The 22,759-nt window shown below is 30.4% G+C and carries 22 protein-coding genes and 1 pseudogene; 20 read left to right on the top strand and 3 right to left on the bottom strand.

Annotated elements, in window-relative coordinates:
- Positions 1 to 16: 16 nt before the first annotated feature.
- The 12 genes and pseudogenes from priA to EQM05_RS07730 all read left to right on the top strand — a co-directional run bounded on the left by priA (position 17) and on the right by EQM05_RS07730 (position 11,888).
- Complete coding sequence (priA, locus tag EQM05_RS07675) at positions 17 to 2,224, top strand: primosomal protein N' (protein ID WP_128749490.1); 2,208 nt, start codon at positions 17 to 19, stop codon at positions 2,222 to 2,224.
- 17 nt (positions 2,225 to 2,241) lie between these two features.
- Positions 2,242 to 2,691 (top strand): peptide deformylase, encoded by a 450-nt coding sequence (gene def / locus EQM05_RS07680; protein WP_128749491.1) that lies wholly within the window; start codon positions 2,242 to 2,244, stop codon positions 2,689 to 2,691.
- Between the two features lie 6 nt (positions 2,692 to 2,697).
- The gene (gene fmt / locus EQM05_RS07685) at positions 2,698 to 3,630 is read left to right on the top strand and encodes a methionyl-tRNA formyltransferase (RefSeq protein ID WP_128749492.1); all 933 of its coding nucleotides are present in this window, start codon (positions 2,698 to 2,700) and stop codon (positions 3,628 to 3,630) included.
- A 39-nt stretch (positions 3,631 to 3,669) separates the two neighbouring features.
- Positions 3,670 to 4,353 carry a zinc metallopeptidase gene (locus tag EQM05_RS07690; protein ID WP_128749493.1) on the top strand — a complete coding sequence of 228 codons (684 nt, stop codon included), beginning with the start codon at positions 3,670 to 3,672 and terminating at the stop codon, positions 4,351 to 4,353.
- 17 nt (positions 4,354 to 4,370) lie between these two features.
- Positions 4,371 to 5,693: pseudogene (gene rsmB, locus EQM05_RS07695) on the top strand (16S rRNA (cytosine(967)-C(5))-methyltransferase RsmB).
- Positions 5,694 to 5,701: 8 nt separating this feature from the next.
- Complete coding sequence (rlmN, locus tag EQM05_RS07700) at positions 5,702 to 6,742, top strand: 23S rRNA (adenine(2503)-C(2))-methyltransferase RlmN (RefSeq protein WP_128749494.1); 1,041 nt, start codon at positions 5,702 to 5,704, stop codon at positions 6,740 to 6,742.
- Between the two features lie 5 nt (positions 6,743 to 6,747).
- Positions 6,748 to 7,503: a Stp1/IreP family PP2C-type Ser/Thr phosphatase gene (locus tag EQM05_RS07705; RefSeq protein ID WP_128749495.1), complete on the top strand. Its 756-nt coding sequence runs from the start codon at positions 6,748 to 6,750 to the stop codon at positions 7,501 to 7,503.
- Entirely contained in the window at positions 7,478 to 9,421 is a 1,944-nt protein-coding gene (gene pknB, locus EQM05_RS07710) for a Stk1 family PASTA domain-containing Ser/Thr kinase (protein ID WP_128751064.1), read from the top strand. Before EQM05_RS07705 ends, pknB begins: the two co-directional genes overlap by 26 nt.
- A gap of 35 nt (positions 9,422 to 9,456) precedes the next feature.
- Positions 9,457 to 10,338, top strand: a complete 882-nt coding sequence (gene rsgA / locus EQM05_RS07715; RefSeq protein WP_128749496.1) for a ribosome small subunit-dependent GTPase A — start codon at positions 9,457 to 9,459, stop codon at positions 10,336 to 10,338.
- Complete coding sequence (gene rpe, locus EQM05_RS07720; RefSeq protein WP_128749497.1) at positions 10,331 to 10,981, top strand: ribulose-phosphate 3-epimerase; 651 nt, start codon at positions 10,331 to 10,333, stop codon at positions 10,979 to 10,981. The genes rsgA and rpe overlap by 8 nt, the downstream gene beginning before the upstream one ends.
- On the top strand, positions 10,981 to 11,616 hold the full coding sequence (locus EQM05_RS07725) for a thiamine diphosphokinase (protein WP_128749498.1): 636 nt from the start codon (positions 10,981 to 10,983) through the stop codon (positions 11,614 to 11,616). The genes rpe and EQM05_RS07725 overlap by 1 nt, the downstream gene beginning before the upstream one ends.
- Positions 11,617 to 11,708: 92 nt before the next feature.
- A complete protein-coding gene (locus EQM05_RS07730) occupies positions 11,709 to 11,888 on the top strand; it encodes a hypothetical protein (RefSeq protein WP_128749499.1) in 180 nt (59 codons plus the stop codon).
- A 150-nt stretch (positions 11,889 to 12,038) separates the two neighbouring features.
- Here EQM05_RS07730 and rpmB read toward each other — a convergent pair whose 3' ends face one another.
- Entirely contained in the window at positions 12,039 to 12,230 is a 192-nt protein-coding gene (gene rpmB, locus EQM05_RS07740) for a 50S ribosomal protein L28 (protein WP_128749500.1), read from the bottom strand.
- A gap of 308 nt (positions 12,231 to 12,538) precedes the next feature.
- On the opposite strand from rpmB, the gene EQM05_RS16160 reads away from it, so the two are divergent.
- The 8 genes from EQM05_RS16160 to EQM05_RS07780 all read left to right on the top strand — a co-directional run bounded on the left by EQM05_RS16160 (position 12,539) and on the right by EQM05_RS07780 (position 20,303).
- Positions 12,539 to 13,792: a transposase gene (locus EQM05_RS16160; RefSeq protein WP_128748581.1), complete on the top strand. Its 1,254-nt coding sequence runs from the start codon at positions 12,539 to 12,541 to the stop codon at positions 13,790 to 13,792.
- Between the two features lie 336 nt (positions 13,793 to 14,128).
- Positions 14,129 to 14,479 carry an Asp23/Gls24 family envelope stress response protein gene (locus tag EQM05_RS07750; protein ID WP_128749501.1) on the top strand — a complete coding sequence of 117 codons (351 nt, stop codon included), beginning with the start codon at positions 14,129 to 14,131 and terminating at the stop codon, positions 14,477 to 14,479.
- A gap of 14 nt (positions 14,480 to 14,493) precedes the next feature.
- Positions 14,494 to 16,143, top strand: a complete 1,650-nt coding sequence (locus EQM05_RS07755; protein ID WP_128749502.1) for a DAK2 domain-containing protein — start codon at positions 14,494 to 14,496, stop codon at positions 16,141 to 16,143.
- 58 nt (positions 16,144 to 16,201) lie between these two features.
- A complete protein-coding gene (gene recG / locus EQM05_RS07760; RefSeq protein WP_128749503.1) occupies positions 16,202 to 18,250 on the top strand; it encodes an ATP-dependent DNA helicase RecG in 2,049 nt (682 codons plus the stop codon).
- 119 nt (positions 18,251 to 18,369) lie between these two features.
- Positions 18,370 to 18,582, top strand: coding sequence for an alpha/beta-type small acid-soluble spore protein (locus EQM05_RS07765; protein WP_128749504.1), 213 nt, complete (start codon positions 18,370 to 18,372; stop codon positions 18,580 to 18,582).
- A gap of 139 nt (positions 18,583 to 18,721) precedes the next feature.
- Positions 18,722 to 19,279, top strand: coding sequence for a 16S rRNA (guanine(966)-N(2))-methyltransferase RsmD (rsmD, locus tag EQM05_RS07770; RefSeq protein WP_128749505.1), 558 nt, complete (start codon positions 18,722 to 18,724; stop codon positions 19,277 to 19,279).
- 1 nt (position 19,280) lies between these two features.
- Positions 19,281 to 19,760: a pantetheine-phosphate adenylyltransferase gene (coaD, locus tag EQM05_RS07775; RefSeq protein WP_128749506.1), complete on the top strand. Its 480-nt coding sequence runs from the start codon at positions 19,281 to 19,283 to the stop codon at positions 19,758 to 19,760.
- Between the two features lie 15 nt (positions 19,761 to 19,775).
- Complete coding sequence (locus EQM05_RS07780) at positions 19,776 to 20,303, top strand: ATPase (protein WP_128749507.1); 528 nt, start codon at positions 19,776 to 19,778, stop codon at positions 20,301 to 20,303.
- Here the strand turns inward: EQM05_RS07780 and ylbJ are convergent.
- Positions 20,291 to 21,478 carry a sporulation integral membrane protein YlbJ gene (gene ylbJ, locus EQM05_RS07785; RefSeq protein WP_164917238.1) on the bottom strand — a complete coding sequence of 396 codons (1,188 nt, stop codon included), beginning with the start codon at positions 21,476 to 21,478 and terminating at the stop codon, positions 20,291 to 20,293. The two genes, EQM05_RS07780 and ylbJ, sit on opposite strands and share 13 nt — an antisense overlap.
- Positions 21,479 to 21,537: 59 nt before the next feature.
- Complete coding sequence (locus EQM05_RS07790) at positions 21,538 to 22,755, bottom strand: nucleotidyltransferase (protein ID WP_128749509.1); 1,218 nt, start codon at positions 22,753 to 22,755, stop codon at positions 21,538 to 21,540.
- Positions 22,756 to 22,759: the final 4 nt, after the last annotated feature.

Below are 22,759 nucleotides of genomic sequence, written 5' to 3' on the forward strand. Positions count from 1 at the left end.
ATAGGGTGATTATGTAGTGTATAAATATGCAGGTATTGTAATTAATAATGATGCAGCAGCTTTAGATAGAATTTTTACCTATGAAATACCAGAAAAGTTTCAAAATATCATTAGAATTGGTCATAGGGTTAAGGTACCTTTTGGAAATGGTAATATTAAAATTTACGGAATAGTATTTCAGCTTTTTAATGATGTTAAACTTGAAAATGCGGACAAAATTAAAAGAATTATAGAAATAAGCGATGACTTTCCAATACTGAGAGATACTGATATTACGCTAATAAACGCAATGAAACGAAAATATTTATGTACTAGGATTCAATGTATTAAGGCTGTAGTGCCATCCACGATTTTTAAGGATATCAAAAGTAAAGTTGAAATGGTAGTTACAGTGGGTAAAAGTCCAGAAGGCAGATATAAAAATGATACATATATGAGCATTTATAATATTGTTAAAAATAACAATGGAATATATAACAGGTCAGAATTAAAGGAAAAGTTTAATTTATCATTGTCATCTATCAATACAATGATTAAACATGGATATCTATTGCTTCGCAGTATGATTATAAATAGATATAATGATAGAATATATAATAAGTACAGCAGAAAAATACTTAATCCACAGCAGCAGACAGCTGTGGAAACTATATTAAATAGTGATTATAACAAGTTCCTCATTCATGGAATTACTGGCAGCGGAAAAACGGAAGTTTATATGAGCCTGGTAAGTGAAATGATAAAAAAAGGCAAAGACAGCATAATTCTTGTGCCGGAAATATCATTAACTCCTCAAATGGTAGAACGATTTAAGGGCAGGTTTGGTAAAGATATATCTGTTTTTCACAGTAAACTTTCAGATGGAGAAAGATATGATGAATGGCTTAGAATTAAGGAGGGTAAAGTTAAGGTTGCAATAGGTGCTAGATCAGCAGTTTTTCTGCCTTTTAATAATCTGGGGATGATTGTTATTGATGAGGAACATGAAAATAGCTATAAATCAGATAGTGACCCTAAATATAATGCCAGAGAAATAGCTGAAATGAAATGTGATATTGAACAATGTAAACTTGTTTTAGGATCAGCCACACCATCAATTGAGACTTTTTACAGATCAAGAAAAAATGAATTTAGATATATCTGCCTTGATAAAAGAGTTGATGGTGTTGAAATGCCTGATATTAAAATTGTAGACTTACGTCAGGAACTTTTAAAAAATAACAGATCAATTTTTAGTGAGGATCTTTTTAATGGAATAAAAGAAAAGCTAAGTAAAAATGAACAAATAATTTTGTTTTTAAATAGGAGAGGATTTTCAACATTTGTTTCATGCAGAAAATGCGGATTTGTTTTCAAATGTGATAATTGTGATATATCTTTAACCTATCATGCAAATGAAAAAAGTTTAGTTTGTCACTATTGCGGTAAAAAAATAAATGTACCAAAAGTATGCCCTAAATGTGGAAGTAATTATGTTAAATATTTTGGCATTGGTACAGAAAAAATTGAAATGGAAGTTAAAAAGTATTTTCCACAGGCCAGAACATTAAGAATGGATTTTGATACCACAAGGAAAAAGAATTCATATGAAAATATATATAATAGTTTTAAAAATCATGAAGCTGATATACTAATAGGTACTCAGATGATAGCAAAGGGACTGGATTTTGAGAATGTTACTTTGGTGGGAGTGCTGGCAGCAGATTTGTCATTAAATATGCCAGACTATACTTCATCTGAGAGGACATTCCAATTATTAACACAAGTATCAGGAAGGGCCGGAAGGGGAAAGAAAAAAGGAGAAGTTATTATCCAGACTTACAGCCCTGAGGATAAAAGTATTCAGTGTGCTGCCAGAAATGATTATATGTCATTTTATGAAAATGAGATATCTTTGAGAAAAAGCATGGATTATCCTCCATTTTCGCAAATATTACTACTTAATTTTGCAAGTAAAAATGAAAATTTGTTAATAAAATGTATACAAAATGTTGGTATAATATTAAAAAATGCTATAATTAAGTATGATAAAATTCTAATGTTAGGTCCATGTCCTTGTGAAATTTCTAAAATAAAAGAAAATTACAGATGGCAGATAATATTAAAAGGACAGATTGATAATGAATTAGCTGAAGGAATTAAAAATTTGACATATAAATCTTTACAAGGCAGTAAAAATGAAATCAGAGTTAGTTTGGATATGAATCCAAACAGCTTACTTTAATTAATGGAGGAATTAAAATGGCATTAAGAAATGTTAGATTACTTGGTGATGAGATTTTAAGGAAAAAAAGCAGAACTGTAAATGAGGTTAATGATAGATTGTTAACACTTTTGGACGATATGGCTGAAACAATGTATCACGAAAATGGAGTAGGTCTTGCAGGACCTCAGGTAGGTATACTTAAAAAAGTTATTGTGGTTGACACTGGAGAAGGATTATATAAATTAATAAATCCTGAAATAATTTATAAAGAAGGAAAAGATATTGATGTTGAAGGATGCTTAAGTATTCCTGGAACACAAGGCAGCGTAGAAAGACCTTATAAGGTGAAGGTAAAAGCCTTGAATGAAAAAGGTGAAGAAGTTATTGTAAGTGGAGAAGGACTTATGGCAAGGGCACTGTGCCATGAAATAGACCATTTATATGGTATATTATTTATAGATAAAACTATAAATAAGGAGGAATAGTGTGCGATGAACTTGATATTTATGGGAACACCAGAATTTGCAGTTCCTTCCTTAAAGCTGCTAATTGAGAAATTTGGAGTAAAAGCAATATTTACTCAGCCTGATAGGCCAAGGGGAAGAGGAAATAAGATTACTATGTCTCCTGTTAAGAAAATTGCACTCGAAAATAATATACCTGTAATTCAGCCTGTAAAATTAAAAAATGATACAGAATCAATAGAATATATAAAAAAATTAAATCCTGATTTTATTATTGTTGTGGCATTTGGCCAGATACTTCCTAAGGAAGTATTGGATATACCAAAATACGGCTGCATAAATTTACATGCATCTCTGCTTCCTAAATACAGAGGTGCAGCACCAATTAACTGGGCAATAATAAAAGGAGAGAAATTTACAGGAAATACAACCATGTTTATGGATGAGGGACTTGATACCGGTGATATGCTTTTAAAAAGCGAATTTCCAATATCAGAAGAAATGGACTTTGGAGAACTTCATGATATATTAATGAATGACGGTGCAAAGCTTTTAGAAGATACTATAAATGGCCTGGTTAATAATACTATAGTAAGAGAAAAACAGCAGGGAAACTGCCCTTTTTATGCTAAGATGCTGAATAAGTCTATAGCATATATAAATTGGAAGGAAGACAATATTAACATTCATAACCTTATAAGAGGTCTAAGTTCGTCCCCAGTTGCATATACCAAGTATAATGGAGATATAATGAAAATATATAAATCAGAAATAATTGATAAAGATGTAAATGGTACTCCGGGGAAAATACTAGAAATCGATAAAGCCGGAATAAAGGTTATATGCGGCACTGGACTTTTAAATATAAATATAATTCAATTCCCGGGAGGTAAACCCCTTACAGTTGAAGAATATTTGCGAGGACATAATCTTAATTCAGGAATTATATTAGGAGAATAAGTTAATAATAGGTTATGTAATATTAAAGGAGGAATAATTATGTGGTTTTACGATTCAAGTTTTATTATTTTGATACCTGCTTTAATTATAGCTGCATGGGCGCAATTTAAAGTTTCTTCCACATATAATAAATATTCTAAGATAAGAAGTATCAATGGTTATACTGGTGCTCAGGTAGCAAGAATGTTATTGGATAGCAGCGGACTCTATGATGTACCTGTTGAAATTATTAATGGAAAATTAACGGATAACTATGACCCGCAGCATCGAGTTATGAGGCTGTCACAGGATGTATTTTATGGTACTTCTGTTGCAGCAATTGGTGTTGCAGCTCATGAAACTGGTCATGCTATTCAGCATAAAATCAGTTATTCACCTTTGACCATTAGAAATTCAATAGTACCAGTTGTAAATTTTAGCTCTAATGCTTCCTGGATATTGTTTATAGTTGGAATATTCTTTAATTCACCCCAATTAATGAACATAGGCATATTACTATTTACAGCAGTGGTTTTATTTCAGTTAATTACGCTGCCTGTTGAATTTAATGCTTCAGGCAGAGCTATAAAAATATTAAGAGATAGAAATATTTTATATGATGAGGAAATAAGTGGTGCAAAGGCTGTATTAAGTGCTGCAGCTATGACTTATGTTGCAGCAGCATTAACAGCAATTGCTCAGCTATTAAGATTAGTTGTATTAAGCAATAGAAGAAACGATTAAAAATATGAGGTATTAGGATGAACAATGCAAGACAAACTGCAGTTGAAACACTGGAAGATATATTTACTAAAGGTGCTTATTCAAATATTGCTTTAAATCATAATCTCAAATCCAGCAGCTTGGATGATTTGGATAAATCTTTAGTAACAGAAATAGTTTATGGGACTATAAGGTATAAATATACTATTGATAAAATACTTAATAAATTCATTAAAAAGGGTATAGATAAAGTCGACAGCAGGATTTTAAATATTCTGCGTATAACAATATTCCAATTAAAATATTTGAATAAGATACCTGATTTTGCTGCTGTAAATGAAGCTGTTAATTTATCTAAAAGAGTTTCATATTATGGCTCAAAATTTGTAAATGGAGTTTTAAGGAGTTATTTAAGAGATAAAAATGAATCATTAAATTTAAATTATATTGATAATTTGTGTTATAATTATTCATTTCCAAAATGGATGGTGAAACTATTTATTGAGCAATATGGAAATGAATTAGCTGAGTACATACTAAAAAGCTTAAATATAACTCCAAAAACTACTGTAAGAGTAAATAATATTAAGTCAAATTATGAGGATACATGGCAGAAATTAATAGATTTGGGATATGATATTAGTGATGGCTGTATATGTCCTGAGGCAATAATAATTAATAAAGGGAAAAGCATAGAAAGCAATCCTTTATTTTTAAATGGATATATTACTGTACAAGATGAAAGTGCAATGCTGCCTGCAGCATGTATGGATTTACAGGAAAATATGGCAGTATATGATATGTGCAGTGCTCCAGGCGGGAAAACAACCCATATTTCTGAATTAATGAATAATACAGGTAAAGTAGTGGCATTTGATGTGCACAAAAACAAATTGTCATTGATAAGGTGAAATGCAGCAAGATTAGGGATTACTAATATAAAATGTATTGAAATGGATTCATCTAAATTAAATTTAGAGTATATAAGCACAGCTGATAGAATATTGCTGGATGTTCCTTGTTCCGGGCTTGGTATTATTAAAAAAAAGCCTGAAATAAAATGGAATAAAAATATTAATGAGCTGAATAGTATACTTCAAATTCAAAGAAATATACTAATGAATTCATCAAGATATTTAAAAAACAGCGGAATAATGATATATTCAACATGTACTTTAAATAAAGAAGAAAATGAAGGTAATATTAATTGGTTCTTAAAGAATAATAAGAATTTTATACTTGAACCAATTTTTTTAGGAAATTTGGAAAATATAATATATAATCCTAATGGTACCATGTGTATTTTACCTAATGAGTATATGGATGGATTTTTCATTGCCAAACTTAGAAAACAAGTATAGGTGATATAATGGAGAATATACTTAATTATAATTTAGAAGATCTGAAACAGTGGATGGCCCATAATGGGGAGAGCTCTTTCAGGGCAAAACAAGTAACTGATTCTATTTACAAGGGAGTGTGGAACTTTGAAAATATGAATCTGCTTCCTAAATCTACAAGGGAAAAGTTAAATGAATATTTTTATATAGATGTGCCTGAGGCAGTAGAAGTACTTAAATCCAAGGATAATGATACAATAAAGTTTTTGCTTCAGTATGAAGATGGAAATATAATTGAATCTGTCATTATGAAATATAAATATGGAAATACCATATGTGTTTCAACACAAGTAGGCTGCAGAATGGGGTGTAAATTCTGTGCCTCTACAATAAACGGAATGGTGAGAAATTTATCAAATGGAGAAATATTAGGGCAGATATTAAGAGCTGAAGAAATAATAAAGGAAAGAATTTCAAATATTGTTATGATGGGAAGCGGGGAGCCATTAGACAATTATGAAAATATAATAAAATTTATAGAAATAGTTAATTCTGAATATGGATTAAACATAGGACAGAGACATATAACTATTTCTACATGCGGAATAGTACCAAAAATTTATGAACTAGCAGACTTAAACTTACAAGTAACACTAGCTATATCACTTCATGCTCCTAATGATGACATAAGAAGAAAAATGATGCCCATTGCAAATAAGTATACAATAAAAGAATTAATAAGTGCATGCGATTATTATATAAATAAGACCAACAAAAGAGTAACATTTGAGTATGCTTTAGTTAAAGATGTTAATGACAGCAGTGACACAGCTAATGAACTGGGGAATTTATTAAAGGGTATGCTTTGTCATGTGAACTTAATACCTGTGAATCAGGTTGTGGAAAATAATTTACAAAAATCAAATATTAATAGTATATCTTCTTTTGCGAAAATTTTAAATGATTATGGAATTGAAACCACAGTTAGAAGGGAAATGGGGTCGGATATCAATGCTGCCTGCGGACAGTTAAGAAGAAGATATTTAGCAAAAAATGAAAAAGGGGTGTAATTATCATGGTGGGGACTTTCTCAGATATAGGTAATGTAAGGAGTGTAAATGAGGACTATCTAGATTATTACGAGGATAAATACAAGAGTATATACATCATTGCTGACGGCATGGGCGGTCATAATGCAGGTGAAGTTGCCAGCAAAATGGCAGTAGAGGAAACAATGAAATATATAAAAGCTGAAAATTGGGAAAGTAATGATTTGATTGACATCGAAAATGTACTGGTAAATGCTATTGAAAAGGCAAATAGAAAGATATTTAAACTGGCACAATCAGATTCCTCTACCAAAGGAATGGGGACAACTATAACTGCATGTATTGTAAAAAATGGTGAAATGGTTGTAGCTAATGTTGGAGATAGCAGCTGCTTTATAATATTTAATAACAAAATCCATAAAGCAACAAAAGATCACTCGTTAGTTCAGCAGTTGGTTGATATGGGAAGTATTACAGAAAATGAGGCTAAGACCCATCCCAATAAAAATATTATTACCAGAGCCTTAGGTACCAACTATAGTGTAAAAGTTGACACATTTTTTTTCAATATGAAAGATATAGAAAAAGTAATTTTATGTACAGATGGACTTACAAATTCTTTATCTCATGAGGAAATTTTAGAAATAGTAAACAATAATGAAATCCCTGCGGCTTGTGAAAAACTAATAAATGTTAGCAAAGAAAAAGATGGAAGAGATAATATATCTGTAATTATTTTTGAGGGAGCGTGTGAAAATGATAGGAACTCTTTTGGGAAATAGATATGAGGTAGTGGAAAAGATTGGCGAAGGCGGAATGGCCTTTGTTTACAAGGCAAAGGATACTCTGTTAAACAGGTTTGTTGCAGTAAAAGTTTTAAAACCGGAATATAGTCAGGATAAAGTTTTTGTAGATAAATTTAAAGGTGAAGCTACTTCAGTTGCCAGTTTAAATGATAATAATATAGTTAATATTTTTGATGTAGGTTCTCAGGATAGTATTAATTATATAGTTATGGAATATGTTGATGGTAAAACATTGAAACAAATAATAAATGACAATCATAGACTAAGCTCCAGCGATGCAGTGAAAATATCAATACAAATAGCAAAGGCATTAGATTGCGCTCATAGAAATAATATTATACATAGAGATATCAAACCACATAATATTTTAATGACAAATGATGGATTGGTAAAGGTTACTGATTTTGGTATTGCAAAGGCTTCAAATTCTGTTACAATAACAAATTCAAACAAGGTAATAGGTTCAGCACACTACTTTTCTCCGGAGCAGGCTAAAGGAAGCTATGTTGATTTTCGAACAGATATATATTCACTAGGAGTTGTTATGTATGAAATGGTTACTGGGAAAGTCCCTTTTGATGCTGACAGCCCGGTTTCTATTGCATTAAAACACATTCAGGAGCAAATAGTTGAGCCAAAAGCCATAGTTAATGAAATACCAGACAGCTTAAATAAATTAATTTTAAAAGCATTAGAAAAAGAGCCTATTAAAAGATATCAATCCGCACGTGAAATGCTTGTGGATTTGCAGAAGATTAATAATAATCAGGACTTAGATATAGAAGTTAATAATTTTGATGAAGATGCTACAAGGGTGTTAGATGCATCTGCAATAAACAATGCCATAGGAAAAAACCAAAAGAAAAATCCAAATCAGGATTTACCAGAAGATGGTTATGATGAAGAGGATTATGATGAAGATGATTATGATGAGGAAGATGAACCGCCTAAATCTTCAAAAAAGAAAAAGAAGATAATTTCAGCAGCTGTTATTTTATTGATTTTAATAATTGGTGTGGTTGCCGGGGTATTGGCAAACAACAAATTTGGAGGTGCATCTTCTGATGCAGAAGTACCTAAAATTGTAGGACTTAATAAGGATGAAGCAAAAAAGCAGGTTGAAAGTGCTAAACTTAACTACGTTGAGGTTGGTACTGAAAAAAGCAGCAAACCAGCTGGAACAGTAACGAGATGTTATCCGGCGGAAGGCACAAAGGTCAAAGTAAATTCAGATGTAAGAGTTTATATTAGTTCAGGGGAGACCGCATCCACCATGCCAAATTTAACTGATATGGATTTAGCTTCAGCTAAAGATATAATAAGCAGTAATGGATTAAAGCTTGGGAATGTTTCTTATCAGTATAGTGATGCAGTAGCAAAGGATAATGTTATAAGTCAGACTCCAAGTGCTGATAGTCCAATTGATTCAAATACAGTTGTAGATTTAGTTGTAAGTAAAGGCTCTGAGTATAAGAGCACAAAGGTTCCAAATTTAAAAAATACCACATTAGATCAGGCTGGTAATATGCTTGCTAATGCTAATCTTAAACTGGGAAGTACTTTTGCCGAGAATACTACTGATAAAAGCATGGACGGCAAAATATTTGAACAAAGTGTTGATCCAGATAGTCAGGTAAAAGAAGGAACTGTCATTAGCGTAAAGTATTATAAGTATAAGCAGCCTGAGCCTGCTTCTTCAACAACACAGCCTTCAGGCGGCAGCGGCAATGCAGCTGCAGGTTCTCCTCCAGCTTCACCAGCCAGCAAAGATAACAGTGGCGGAGCATCTGAACCTGGAAAAGACACAAAACCTGCAACACCTGCAGCACCTTCAGGAACACCTGCAGATAAACCTGCAGGTACTGATACACCTACACCACCTAAACAGCAATAGTAACAGAATTTTCTCAGCATTGATATGGAGGATATATGATCAAAACATATGAAGGAATTATTGTTAAGGGCATAAGTGGATTTTACTATGTTAAGACTGACAATGAAATAGTTGAATGTAAGGCAAGGGGTAAGTTTAGATTTAATGAGCTTACTCCTATGGTTGGAGATAAGGTTACAATTGAATGCATAGATAATAAAGGAACAATAAATAAAATTCACAAAAGAACTACAGAATTAATTAGACCTGCTGTTTCAAATGTGACTCAGGCAATAGTAGTTTTTGCTGTTAAAAACCCTGATATAAATGAGGAACTTCTAAATAAGTTTTTAATATTTTGTGAAGTAAATAATTTAAAAATCAAAGTTTGCTTTAATAAGCTTGATTTAGGATACCATGATGAAGAACAGCAGATTATTAAAATGATTGAAGAAGCAGGATATGATGTATTATTTACAAGGGCAAAGGAAAATATAGGTATAGATGAATTAAAATCAAATTTAAAGGGAGAAATTAGTGTGTTCTGTGGTCCATCCGGAGTAGGAAAATCAACAATTTTAAACAAAATAGCAGGTAAAGAGCTTATGGAAACCGGCGAAATAAGTGATAAACATAAAAGGGGTAAACACACTACAAGGCACTGTGAATTAACTGATATTGGCGGAGGACTCATTGTAGATACACCAGGATTCTCCTCTATTGATATATCACAAATAAATAAGGATAACCTGCAGTATTGTTTCCCTGAATTTAATGAATATTTGGGAAAGTGCAGGTTTTCATCATGCCAGCATAACAAAGAACCCCAGTGTGCCATTAAAGAAGCTGTGAATAATGGGTCTATTAACAAAAGAAGATATAATTTTTATTTAAAAGTTTTACAGGAGATAAAAGATAGGGGGAATAAATATGATTAAAATATCACCTTCAATACTATCATCAGATTTTTCAAAATTAGGTGAGGAGATTACAAGTTTAAACCATGGAGGGGCAGATTTAATACACATTGATGTTATGGATGGCAATTTTGTGCCTAATATTTCCTTTGGACTTCCAGTGATAAAAAGCATACGAAAATATACAAAGCTTCCATTTGATGTACATCTAATGATAGATAATCCTGGAAGATATATTGAGGACTTTGTTAATGGAGGAGCAGATATAATTACAGTTCATTATGAGGCTGATAAGCATATAGACAGAACTTTGAACTACATTAAAAGTTTAGGAGCAGAAGCAGGAGTTGCTATAAATCCAGGGACTCCAGTGAGTGCCTTGGAAAATATCATGACAACTGCTGATATGGCATTAATCATGACTGTAAACCCTGGTTTTGGGGGACAAAAGTTTATAGATTACAGCTATGATAAAATAAAATCTTTAAAAGAATTAAGCAATAAATACAATAAGCATTTGAAAATAGAGGTTGATGGTGGAATAGGCGAGGACAATATTAAAAATGTTGTTGAAGCTGGGGCAGAAATTATAGTAGCCGGCTCTGCAGTATTTAAAAATCATAACATTAAAGAAAATATTAATGCACTGAGAAGTAAACTATAATGAAAGCAGTTATTATATCAGGAGGGAAAGCACCCTCATATGCTCTGCTTAAAAGTGAAATTGAACATAGTGATATTATAATATGTGCTGATAGTGGCGCTGACTGTTTATATTTTAATAAAATTATTCCAAATTATCTCATAGGTGATTTTGATTCAATTAATATAAAAGTATTTGAATACTTTAAAAATAGCAGCTGCAAAATAATAAAATACCCAAGCAAAAAGGATTTTACAGATACATTTTTAGCTGTTGAAAAAGCAATTCAGCTAAAAGCTACCGATATTATATTACTTGGCTGCACTGGCAGCAGAATAGATCATTTTATGGGTAATATTAATATTTTATACTATTGTTTAAATAAAAATATTGAAGCTGTTTTAAAAGATGATAATAATAATATATTTCTTAAAAAACATTCATTTATTTTAAGAAATAAGGGTTATAAATATTTTTCTTTACTAGCCTATAATGGTACAGTTTCAGGATTAACACTAAATGATGTTAAATATCAGTTAGATAATTATAATCTGACCATTGGGGATTCATTAACCATATCAAATGAATTTATTTCTGAATCTGCAAATATTAAATTTAATAGTGGTGTCTTAGCTGTAATCCTAAGCAAAGACTGACAAAAGGCCTTTTATACAAATAGAAGGCCTTTTGTAACACTATAAAATATTCTGCATATAATAATATTGAATTAATTTATGGGATAATAATTATGTCAAAATATAAATTTGATTTTTGGAATCGTATAGGTAAGAAGTGTGAGATGGGTTTCATAGTTGCATCTATTGGTATTGGTATAGTCATTGCTGTTATTATCCCTTTTTGGGGACTTTTATTAGCAGTAGGATTTGCATTGGTTTTTTTAGGGTGGTACTTGGTGGAGCACAAATAAAGGAGTGATGTTATGAAAATTGTAGCAGTAAAATTACCCAAATTCTTATCTGCTATATTTAAATTGTTTATAAGGAAAAGATAATATGATTTAAAAAACTATAAAATAAAAAAATGCAATTACAAACTGCATTTTTTTACTTTATGAATATTATATAGCACGTTGAACCTTACCTGAACGTAAGCATCTTGTGCAAACGTGTATAGTTTTTGGTGTCCCTTCAACTATAGCTTTTACCTTCCTAATATTCGGAGCCCAGGTTCTTTTTGATTGACGGTGAGAATGGCTATACTGAACACCGGCAATAATTCCCTTTCCGCATACTTCGCATTTTCTTGACATATTAAACACCTCCTTATAATTGCAAAGGATAGTCTTTACAATTCAAACATTAATTATTTTACCACATAAAGAGTATATTACGCAAGTGTAATATAGAGATTGATAACAGAAATAGCTTATTTATTTATCAGAAGTTTAGCACCTAAAAAAGTTTTAGGGCGCAGCCCGCTGATTTATATTGATTTGCTAGTATTTAATAAAAACATTGTAAAATCCGATTTCTACTGGAAATTATAAAAAAAATTTGCATAATAAAAGCATCCTTTTTATAATAGTTTTGCACAACACAATAGAAAGGATGCCTTAAGATGAATAAAAGTTATTTAAAACAAATGCTCACCTATATTAATAAAGTATACGATATAGGTGAAAAAATCAATACCTTAGAGGATAAAAAGATAAAATCTCTAGTAAAAATTTCAACAATCACCTTTGTAGTTTTGTTTGGATTTATGCTTCAAATAAGAAGTTTCAACAGGTTAGAGCATTGGCTTAAAAAAGGTAAATTTAAAAAAGTATTACCTAAAAACACTAAAATGATTCACATTGATGCCGTTAGGCGCTGCTTAAGTGATTTTGATTTGAATGGTTTGAAAAATATTCATGATAGTATAATTAGAACTACGATAAAAAATAAGATATTTAGAAATGGTACCATAGATGGCTTAAAGGTAGTTGCTGTAGATGGTGTAGAATTATTTGAAAGTGCTAAAAAATTTTGTGACAAATGTCTTTCACGAAAGAATAAGGATGGCACTACTCGTCATTTCCACAGATCTGTAGTTTGTACTACCGTAGGTTCGGATCCCCATGTTATTTTAGGACAAGAAATGCTTGAACCTAAGAAAGATAGTTCGAATAAAGATGAAGGTGAAATCACCGGAGGTATAAGATTAATAAAAAAATTATATCGTAAATATCACCATTTTGCCGATATTATAGTAGCTGATGCTTTATATTGTAAATCTACTTGGATAAAAGAAGTCCTTTCAATAGGAATGAATGCAGTAGTAAGAGTTAAAGATGAGCGTCTTCTCATTGTAAAGGATGCATTAGCTCTATTTAAGCGCCGTGAGGCTGATAAGAAATGGATTGTAAAGCAGGGAAGTAAAGACTATACCAAAATTAAAGCTTGGGATGAAGATAATTTTGAAATATCAGATCCGACTATCAAAGTTAGATTTATAAGGTTTATAGAAGAAATTCATACTGGAGATAAGGTAGAAATTAAAGAAGGCTGGATTATAACAACAGACAAATTTGCCTCAGTAGAAACCTTGTGGAAGATAATGCACAAGAGGTGGGATATAGAAAATAATGCCTTTCATCAGCTTAAAACAGAATGGCATTTAGATCATTGCTTTCTTCATAGCCCTACGGGCGTAGAGACAGTACTGATGTTTATAATTATAGCGTTTAATCTGATGCAGTTATATTTTTTTAGATGTATCAGAGGTTTTAGAAAGAAACGGATGCTTCAAATAGATATTATTGAAGATATAAAAGATGAAAGATTTACTATAGATGACAACTGGAATAATCCAATATTTAAAAAGACTTAATATAAAAATAAAATTGGAAATCGATTATTAAAATTTCTTAGGGTAAGGGTAATTATAACTATTTTTTCGACATATCGGTCTGTTGATTTACCAGCCATGTAAGAAAGTACAATAAAATACAATTCCAGTAAAAGTAAATCTTTTACTGGAATTTAGATGCGAAATCTCTGTTTATTTATATATTTCCTTGAATTAATTCTTAATTTAATATAAAATATGAAATATAATGTGTTTAAGTAAATGACTTTATTTATGTTTATTATAACATTGAAATTATTGTTTATAAAAATAATTAGCTTTATTGCTGATTACCTGAGTAGAAGGAGGTTAATATATATGATAGGAAATATTGTTAATGAAAATGGAACAGTAAATTATTCTGAAGAAATCATTGCTAACATAGTAGGAGTATCTACAATGGAATGCTATGGCGTAGTTGGTATGGCTTCTAAGAATGCAACAGACGGTTTATGGGAACTAATCAAAGGTGGAAGCTTAAGCAAAGGTGTAAAGATTCACTCAAAGGATAATGAATTATTTGTTGAATTATACATTATTGTTGAATATGGAACTAAAATATCTGTAATTGCTAATAATATAATTCAAAAGATTAGATATAATGTAGAGAATTACACTGGATTAAAAGTATCCAGTATTACTGTCAATGTACAAGGTGTAAGGGTTTAGGGGGTATTGCATAAATGGAACACTTAAAAATTAATGGACAAAGATTTTATAATATGGTGGTAAATGCCAGTAATAAGCTGGAATCAGAGAAGGATTATGTAAATTCCTTAAATGTATTTCCTGTTCCTGATGGTGATACTGGAACTAATATGTCAATGACTTTCAGAAGTGCTGTTAGTGAAATACAAAATTTAAGGGAATTATCTTTAGGAGAAATGTCTAAAAAATTAGCAAAAGGCGCTTTAATGGGAGCAAGAGGTAACAGTGGTGTTATTCTTTCACAAATTCTAAGGGGAATAGCCAAGGGACTGGAAGGCAAAAATGAAATAAATTCAGAAGAATTTGCAAAGAGCCTTGTTGAAGGAAGAAAATCTGCTTATAAGGCAGTTATGAGACCAACTGAGGGTACAATACTGACAATCATAAGAGCTGCTGGTGAAAGTGCCGAGAAGAGCACAGAAAAGGATATTACTAAGCTGCTTAATGAAGTATGTAACTACAGTAAAACAGTTTTAGATAAAACACCTGAAATGCTTCCTGTACTAAAACAAGCTAAAGTTGTAGATGCTGGAGGAATGGGATTATTAATAATTTTAACAGGAATGTATGAGGCTTTGTTAAATGATCTTGATAATATAACCTTAAAAGAAAGCAAAGCATCAAAAAATGTTTCTGCAGCAAAGAATTTAGGCAAAACTGATATTAAATTTGGTTATTGCACTGAATTTATTATTTTAAACAGCGTTAATGATATAGAAAGCTTTAAAGAGGATTTGTCCCATTATGGTGACTCAATGGTAGTAGTTAGTGATGATGATGTTGTAAAAGTTCATATTCACACCAATGATCCAGGTTTGATTTTATCAAAAGTTGTAAAGCTTGGAGAATTAACAAAAATTAAAATTGAAAATATGAAAGAACAGCACAGACATATTCTTGGTATAGAGGATATGGATGAAAGTGGAAGCAGTACTGCTGAAGAACCTAAAGAAATGACTGCTGTAAATAAAGAAAATGCATTTATTTCTGTTGCAGCAGGTGACGGAATAGTTGATATACTGAAAGACTTAGGCATAGATAAAGTTATTGAAGGCGGTCAAACTATGAACCCAAGTACTCAGGACTTTATAAATGCCATTAATGAAATAAATGCAGAAAATATATATATTCTTCCAAACAATAAAAATATAATAATGGCAGCCACACAGGCAGCAGAATTTAGTGATAAGAACGTTATTGTAATTGCATCAAAAACTATTCCTCAGGGAATTACAGCAATTACTGTGTTTAATCCTGAAATTAGTTCTAAGGAAAATGTGAAAAATATGAATGATGCCATAGGCACTGTAAAGACAGGTTCCATTACCTATGCCGTAAGAGAAAGCGAGACAGATAATCTTTCAATAAAAAAGGGTGATATTCTAGGTATAATGGATGGCAAAATTACAAATGTTGGTGATGATGCCTATAGTGTTTGTGAAGAATTAATAAGCAAAATGGTTGACAATGACAGTGAATTAATTACTATTTTCTATGGGGAAGATTGCGATAAAGAAAAGGTAGATAATATGGTTAATAAACTGGATGAAGAATATTCAGATATTGATTTGCAATGTTATAAAGGCAATCAGCCAATTTACTATTTTATTTTATCAGTTGAATAAAGAAGGCCTTAGGGCTTTTTTTATTTACAACTGCTTTTGAAAAACAAAGGAGAATTTTATGGATGTTTATAGTGATATTTCTACTTTAAAAGGTGTAGGACCCAAAACACTTAATATGTTAAATAAGTGTCTCATATTTACAGTTATGGATTTAATATTATACTTTCCCAGGGACTATGATATAATTACAAATTATAAAAATAATGAGGAAAATGCTTCTGGTAAAGTTATAGTTAAAGGTATAATAGAAAATATAAGGGGAAATATCAGAACAAGAACAGGAAAAAACTTAACTAATGCTGAGCTTAATACTGGGGGAAGCATAATTGAATTGAAATGGTTCAATCAGCCATATATAAAAAAATATATAAAAGTTAATGATGAATATTTATTTGAAGGTAAGATTCAAAATTATAAAGGCAGACTTTGCATGGCAAATCCCAAATTAATTAAAGACAGTGAAAATGAAGCAGAAAATAATACATTTAGTAAAGTTGTACCCAAATATCCATTAACAAATAACCTGAAAAATTCAACAGTTATAAAATTGGTAAATGAAGTTTTGTCACAGATATATATAGAGGAAAATTTACCACAGAATATAATATTAAAATATAATTTTTGTTCTTTGGATGATGCCATTAAAAATATCCATAATCCAAAGGATGAATATAAGCTTAAAGAAGCTGTAAGAAGATTGAAATTTCAAGAATTATTTACCTATTCCCTTAAAATATTAATGTTAAAAAAATATAGACAGAAAAACAAAAGTGGCAATATATATTCAATCTCAAAAGATTTAACCAGATTTAAAGAATTACTTCCATACTCTTTAACTAATGCTCAAAACAGGTGTATTAGGGAAATCTTATTAGATCAGAAAAGTAATAAAATAATGAATAGACTTGTACAGGGAGACGTTGGAAGCGGTAAAACAATTGTGGCAATTATAAGTATGCTCAATGTGGTTAAGAATGGATATCAGGTTGCTATGATGGCACCAACTGAAATATTAGCAAATCAACATCTTGAAGAAACTAAAAAATTATTAGACAATTTCAATGTTAATATTGAAATATTAAGCGGAAGTCAAAGTAAAAAGGAAAAAAACAAAATAAAAGAAAATGTTAAGCTTGGTATAATTGATATATTAATTGGCACACATGCATTATTGGAAGATGATGTTGAATTCAAAAACTTAGGATTAATTGTTACAGATGAACAGCATAGATTTGGAGTATCTCAAAGAAGCAAGCTTATAAATAAGGGAAGTAATGCAGATATTTTAGTTATGAGTGCAACACCTATACCAAGGACGCTTTCATTATATTTGTATGGCGATCTGGATATATCTGTAATAGATGAACTGCCTCCGGGAAGACAAAAGATAGATACATATTATATTAGTGAACATAGCAAAGACAGAGCATACAGATTTGCTGTGCAGCAGCTTAAGGAAGGAAGACAGATATATATTGTGTGCCCATTGGTAGAAGAAAATGAAGATTTAAAATTAAATTCTGTAAAAAAATTATATGAACAATTAAAAGAGAAATATTTTAAAAATTTTAATATAAAAATTTTACATGGAAGAATGACTTCAAAAGAAAAAGATCTAATTATGGAGGAGTTCAAGAAAGGTGAAATTTCAGCTATTATTTCTACAACTGTAATTGAGGTTGGAATAAATGTACCAAATGCTACAGTTATGATAATTGAAAATGCAGAGAGATTTGGGTTAGCACAGCTCCATCAATTAAGAGGAAGAGTTGGAAGAGGAAACCATAAATCATATTGTATTCTCATTGCAGACATAAAAAATGATATTATAAGAAAAAGAATGGAGATTATGAAATCAAGCAATGATGGATTTTATATCTCTGAGCAGGATTTTAAGATAAGAGGCAGTGGTGAGATTTTTGGATTAAGACAGCATGGAGATAATGGTCTAATATTATGCAGCTTACCAGATGATATAAATATATTAAAAGCTGCAAATGAAGAAGCAAAAAAAGTCATTAACACTGAATCAGAGGAACAGAAGGATTTTTTAAGGTGTATAATGAAAAAAATTGAACACAGCTCAAAATATATTTGTTTTAATTAATCATTACTGTATTTGAATTTTAGGTACAATGAACCTCCAATTACCAGAGTATTTATAATACTTTAGGGCAAGATATTAATGTACTTAAAAAGTACAAAAAGTTTATTGGAGGTGCTATTATGAGCAATGGTTCAAGAAATCAAAAAGCAGTTCCAGAGGCTAAAAATGCATTAAGACAGTTTAAATATGAATCAGCAGATGAAATTGGAGTAAATGTACCACAAGATGGATATTGGGGAGACATGACCTCCAGAGAATGCGGTTCAGTTGGAGGACAGATGGTAAAAAAATTAATTGAAATGGCTGAGCATCAGCTAATTCAGGGAAGATAGTTTTTTAGGTATGTGCTTTAATGTGCATACCTTTTAATAATTAATCTATAATAATCAATATATAGTAAAATTAGTTTTGTATAATATGTATAAATATGCTAGAATATTAAAAAGAAAAACATATAAGGAGGACAAATAAATGAGAATAATTGCAGGTCTTGCAAAAGGACGTAAATTGCTGTCACCTGAAAGTATGGTAACAAGGCCTACCTTAGATAGAATTAAGGAATCAATGTTTGATATTTTGCAGGATAAAACTTACGGGTCGAATGTACTGGATGCTTTTGCAGGCACTGGAAGCTTGGGCCTGGAAGCTGCAAGCAGAGGAGCAAGTCATTGCTATCTAATTGATAAGAGCCCTGAAACATATCCATTATTAAAACAAAATATTATAAATTTAAAATTTGATGATATATGCAGTAGTTTTAATGATGATACATATGAAGTTATAAAAAGATTGGGCGAAAATAAAGGGGTATTTGATATTATTTTTATAGATCCGCCATATGCTAAGGATATGATTCCTTTAGCTGTTGAATTAGTTGAAAAATATAATATGCTTGCATCTGATGGAGTAATTGTAACTAAAATTGATAGTAAAGAAATAATTTATGAAGGCTCAAAAAATATAGTGTTGTATGATAAAAGAAAATATGGTAACACAACAATTTGTTTTTATAAGCTTAAGGAGGACTAAAATGAAAACTGCAGTATATCCAGGAAGTTTTGATCCAATTACTAAAGGACATTTGGATATTATTAGGAGGGCATCCCGAATTTTTGATGAAGTTATAGTTTCTGTACTAATTAACCCTAATAAGGTTGGACTTTTTAATATTGATGAAAGAGTAAGATTAATTAAAAAAGTAACTAAGGATATTCCAAATGTAAAAGTTGAAAGTTTTAGCGGGCTTCTTGTAAATTACATGAAAGAAAAAAATGCCAGCATAATAATTAAAGGTTTGCGTGCAGTTTCTGATTTTGAATATGAGTTTCAAATGTCACATATTAATAAAAAGTTAGATCATAATATTGAAACTGTTTTCATGATGACGGATGCAGAAACATTTTATTTAAGCTCTACAGCTGTAAAACAAGTTGCTATGTTTGGAGGATCCATTAAGGATTTTGTTCCTGATGAAATTGTCAGTGAGATATTAAATAAAATTCAAAAATAAGTGGGGGGATTATTTATGGATATAATTAAATTATTGGAATATCTCCAGGAAATAATTGAAACTTCAAGTAAAGTACCTATTACTGGTAAAGCAATGGTAGACAAAAAAGAAGTACTGGAGGTAATAGATAAGATAATTAATAATTTACCTGATGAATTTAAAAAGGCACAATGGGTTTATGAAGAAAAAGAAAGGATCTTAAGCGAAGCTGTTGCGCAATCAGATGAAATAAAAAATCAAAATATGGAATTACTTAAGAAACAAATAGAAAATCATGATATAACGAGAGAAGCCGAAGCCAAAGCACAGCAGATAATTTCTTCTGCCCAAAGAGATGCAAAGGCTATGAGACTTGGAGCAAGGGATTATGCTGATGAAGTGCTTTCTGAACTGGATAGAGAAATAAATTCAAGAGGAAATATACTCATTGGAAATATAAAAAAAGAAGCTGAGGATTTTTTCCAGCAGCTTGAATCGAAAATCACTAATTCCTCTGGGGAAATCAGAGAAAATATTAAGGAATTAAGAAATTATAATAAATGATTCCTTATAAAATATTTTATATTTTTTAATAATACTAAAACCAATGGAATAGCAGAAATAAAATAAATTATATAGTACTTATTAAATATGGGATTAGTTACTAAGGACACTGCAGGTACATTGCTGTTGTACAAATTTACTCTCATAATACTAAATAAAATTACGCTGATAATTGAACAAAATACTCCTTGAATAAATTTATTAAATACATATGTCTTAATTGAAACATTATATTTATATATGAAAGAGTTTACTTGAAAAATAATTGAAATTCCGCTGAATCCAATAAAAAATGATATTATTGAAATTTTAGTCAGCATATTCATATCTGACTGTGAGATTAATGAACATCCATTAGTAATTTCAACTACACCTAATAATAAACTTTTTATAATTGTGCTGTTAATGTTTGACAATGTTGAAATAATATTAACCAACAAATTTACAATACTGCTATTTTTAATTATCGATATTATTACAGAAAATAAGATAACAAAACCACCTATTGATAGGGTATTTGTTATAGAGGAATCTATACTACTTTTAATTACTGAACCAAAATCTTTAGTACCTGGCAGATAATTACCGGCATTGTAATTATCTATTTTTTTTTCTTTAGCTGCAGGTAAAACTAAACTCATTAAAATACAGGAAATAATATTTGAAAAAAAAAGTAAATACCCAATATTACTATTATTCAGCATGGATGTGCCTACTGAACCTATTATAAATAATGGACTTGCATTTGAAGCAATATTTAATAACCTCTTATATGTATTATAGGAGATTAGCTGTTTATTATATATTTCACTGGCATATTTACTGCCAAGAGGATAACCACACAATATACTAGTTATAATAACAAAACTGCATTGAATAGGTAATCTTAAAGGCTTGCACAAAAAAGCTCCAAAGTATCTGGCATATATTTTCACTCCATCATAGTTTATTAGTATATTACATATTATCAAAAATGGGAAAATAGAGGGAAATACTTTATAATAAAATAACCTGGCACCAGTCAATGTGCCTTCAATGCAAATATCAGGCTGAAAAATAAATTCAAATATTATCAGTGTTGAAAAAGCAACAATGATAATGCTTTTATTTTTTAATAATATAAAAATTAAAATTAATATAATTAAAATTGCCAGATATAAAATAAAATGCAACAATTTAATTCTCCTAAATAATAGTTTATACTAATATATTTTTTAAATCTGGTTTTAATTCATCAGTTTTTAATTATTACAGGGCTATTTAAATAATCGGCATTACTTACCACATGATTATTAAGTAAGCTATAAGCTTTAGTAGCAAATATATCTGCTCTCAATGTATCGTTAATTTTATTAGGTATTTTTGTTATTATAGGTATGCTGCTGTTTTTTTTCATTTCCCTTATTATTTCCCTTCCATTATTATTAAATCCTAATATTCTTGCATATGGGCATTGCATGGATCTAAGTTCTGAATAATTAAACCTGTCAAATAATAAAAAGTACTGACACAATAATCTACTGATTCTGCTATATGTATAGCGCTTGGTTTTAACCATTTCTATTAAACTATTGAGGCTGCTGCTTTTATCAATAAATTTATAAATTCTATTATCTAATCCCTCAGATGCATCAGGAAGTTTATTAAGTGTTTTATCACCTGAGTAAAATCTATATTTTATAAAATCCAGCATTTCATCTCCTGTGAGCAAAGAGTAATTTTTATTATTTAAATATGAAAGAATATTAAAGGAATTTAAGGGTATGTAATTCCTGACATCTTCTATATTTTTGTTATCTTTAAAAAATTCTCTTATGGCAGTAGCTGATGCAAATTTACTATTCAATCTTTTATCATTGTAATTTGAACCTAACCGTTTTATTGGGGAAGCAGTTATTCTGCTATTGAGCTTTATAAGACTTTTATAATATTCTATGGCAAGAATATTATTGGGAAGACTTATAATAGAAGTAATGTCATGCTTATCACAATGTGTTTTATAATATTTTTCCATAGCCATTGTCCTGGCCTTTGGGAATGAATTGCCTAAAGCTAAGTAATTAGTCAAAAGAACTTTATATTCCTGCGGCTCATCATTAAAAATCCTGGCAATTTGAAATAATGCTTCTGAATCTTCTGTTTCACACCCAAAGCATATATTTTCTATAACACCTATACTATTCAATAAAGATACAGCTCCAAATGAAAAAAATTCTGCTGAAGATACGCTGTATATTACAGGCAGTTCAATAACCAAATCAACACCATTTAGCAATGCCATTTCTGCCCGTGTCCATTTATCAACTATAGCAGGGAGACCCCTTTGAACAAAATTACCGCTCATTACTGCAACTATGCCGTCACAATTTGTCTGTTCTATAGATTTTTTAATATGATATTCATGTCCATTATGAAACGGATTGTATTCAGCTACTATACCAGTTAACTTCAAAATA

The organism is Clostridium sp. JN-9, from assembly GCF_004103695.1.
Lineage (GTDB): Bacteria > Bacillota > Clostridia > Clostridiales > Clostridiaceae > JN-9.

Bases quoted from the DNA above. Each gene is read 5' to 3' on its own strand.
- def (WP_128749491.1), top strand. From the start codon at position 2,242: ATGGCATTAAGAAATGTTAGATTACTTGGTGATGAGATTTTAAGGAAA.
- fmt (WP_128749492.1), top strand. From the start codon at position 2,698: ATGAACTTGATATTTATGGGAACACCAGAATTTGCAGTTCCTTCCTTA.
- EQM05_RS07690 (WP_128749493.1), top strand. From the start codon at position 3,670: ATGTGGTTTTACGATTCAAGTTTTATTATTTTGATACCTGCTTTAATT.
- rlmN (WP_128749494.1), top strand. From the start codon at position 5,702: ATGGAGAATATACTTAATTATAATTTAGAAGATCTGAAACAGTGGATG.
- EQM05_RS07705 (WP_128749495.1), top strand. From the start codon at position 6,748: ATGGTGGGGACTTTCTCAGATATAGGTAATGTAAGGAGTGTAAATGAG.
- pknB (WP_128751064.1), top strand. From the start codon at position 7,478: ATGATAGGAACTCTTTTGGGAAATAGATATGAGGTAGTGGAAAAGATT.
- rsgA (WP_128749496.1), top strand. From the start codon at position 9,457: ATGATCAAAACATATGAAGGAATTATTGTTAAGGGCATAAGTGGATTT.
- rpe (WP_128749497.1), top strand. From the start codon at position 10,331: ATGATTAAAATATCACCTTCAATACTATCATCAGATTTTTCAAAATTA.
- EQM05_RS07725 (WP_128749498.1), top strand. From the start codon at position 10,981: ATGAAAGCAGTTATTATATCAGGAGGGAAAGCACCCTCATATGCTCTG.
- EQM05_RS07730 (WP_128749499.1), top strand. From the start codon at position 11,709: ATGTCAAAATATAAATTTGATTTTTGGAATCGTATAGGTAAGAAGTGT.
- rpmB (WP_128749500.1), bottom strand. From the start codon at position 12,230: ATGTCAAGAAAATGCGAAGTATGCGGAAAGGGAATTATTGCCGGTGTT.
- EQM05_RS16160 (WP_128748581.1), top strand. From the start codon at position 12,539: ATGAATAAAAGTTATTTAAAACAAATGCTCACCTATATTAATAAAGTA.
- EQM05_RS07750 (WP_128749501.1), top strand. From the start codon at position 14,129: ATGATAGGAAATATTGTTAATGAAAATGGAACAGTAAATTATTCTGAA.
- EQM05_RS07755 (WP_128749502.1), top strand. From the start codon at position 14,494: ATGGAACACTTAAAAATTAATGGACAAAGATTTTATAATATGGTGGTA.
- recG (WP_128749503.1), top strand. From the start codon at position 16,202: ATGGATGTTTATAGTGATATTTCTACTTTAAAAGGTGTAGGACCCAAA.
- EQM05_RS07765 (WP_128749504.1), top strand. From the start codon at position 18,370: ATGAGCAATGGTTCAAGAAATCAAAAAGCAGTTCCAGAGGCTAAAAAT.
- rsmD (WP_128749505.1), top strand. From the start codon at position 18,722: ATGAGAATAATTGCAGGTCTTGCAAAAGGACGTAAATTGCTGTCACCT.
- coaD (WP_128749506.1), top strand. From the start codon at position 19,281: ATGAAAACTGCAGTATATCCAGGAAGTTTTGATCCAATTACTAAAGGA.
- EQM05_RS07780 (WP_128749507.1), top strand. From the start codon at position 19,776: ATGGATATAATTAAATTATTGGAATATCTCCAGGAAATAATTGAAACT.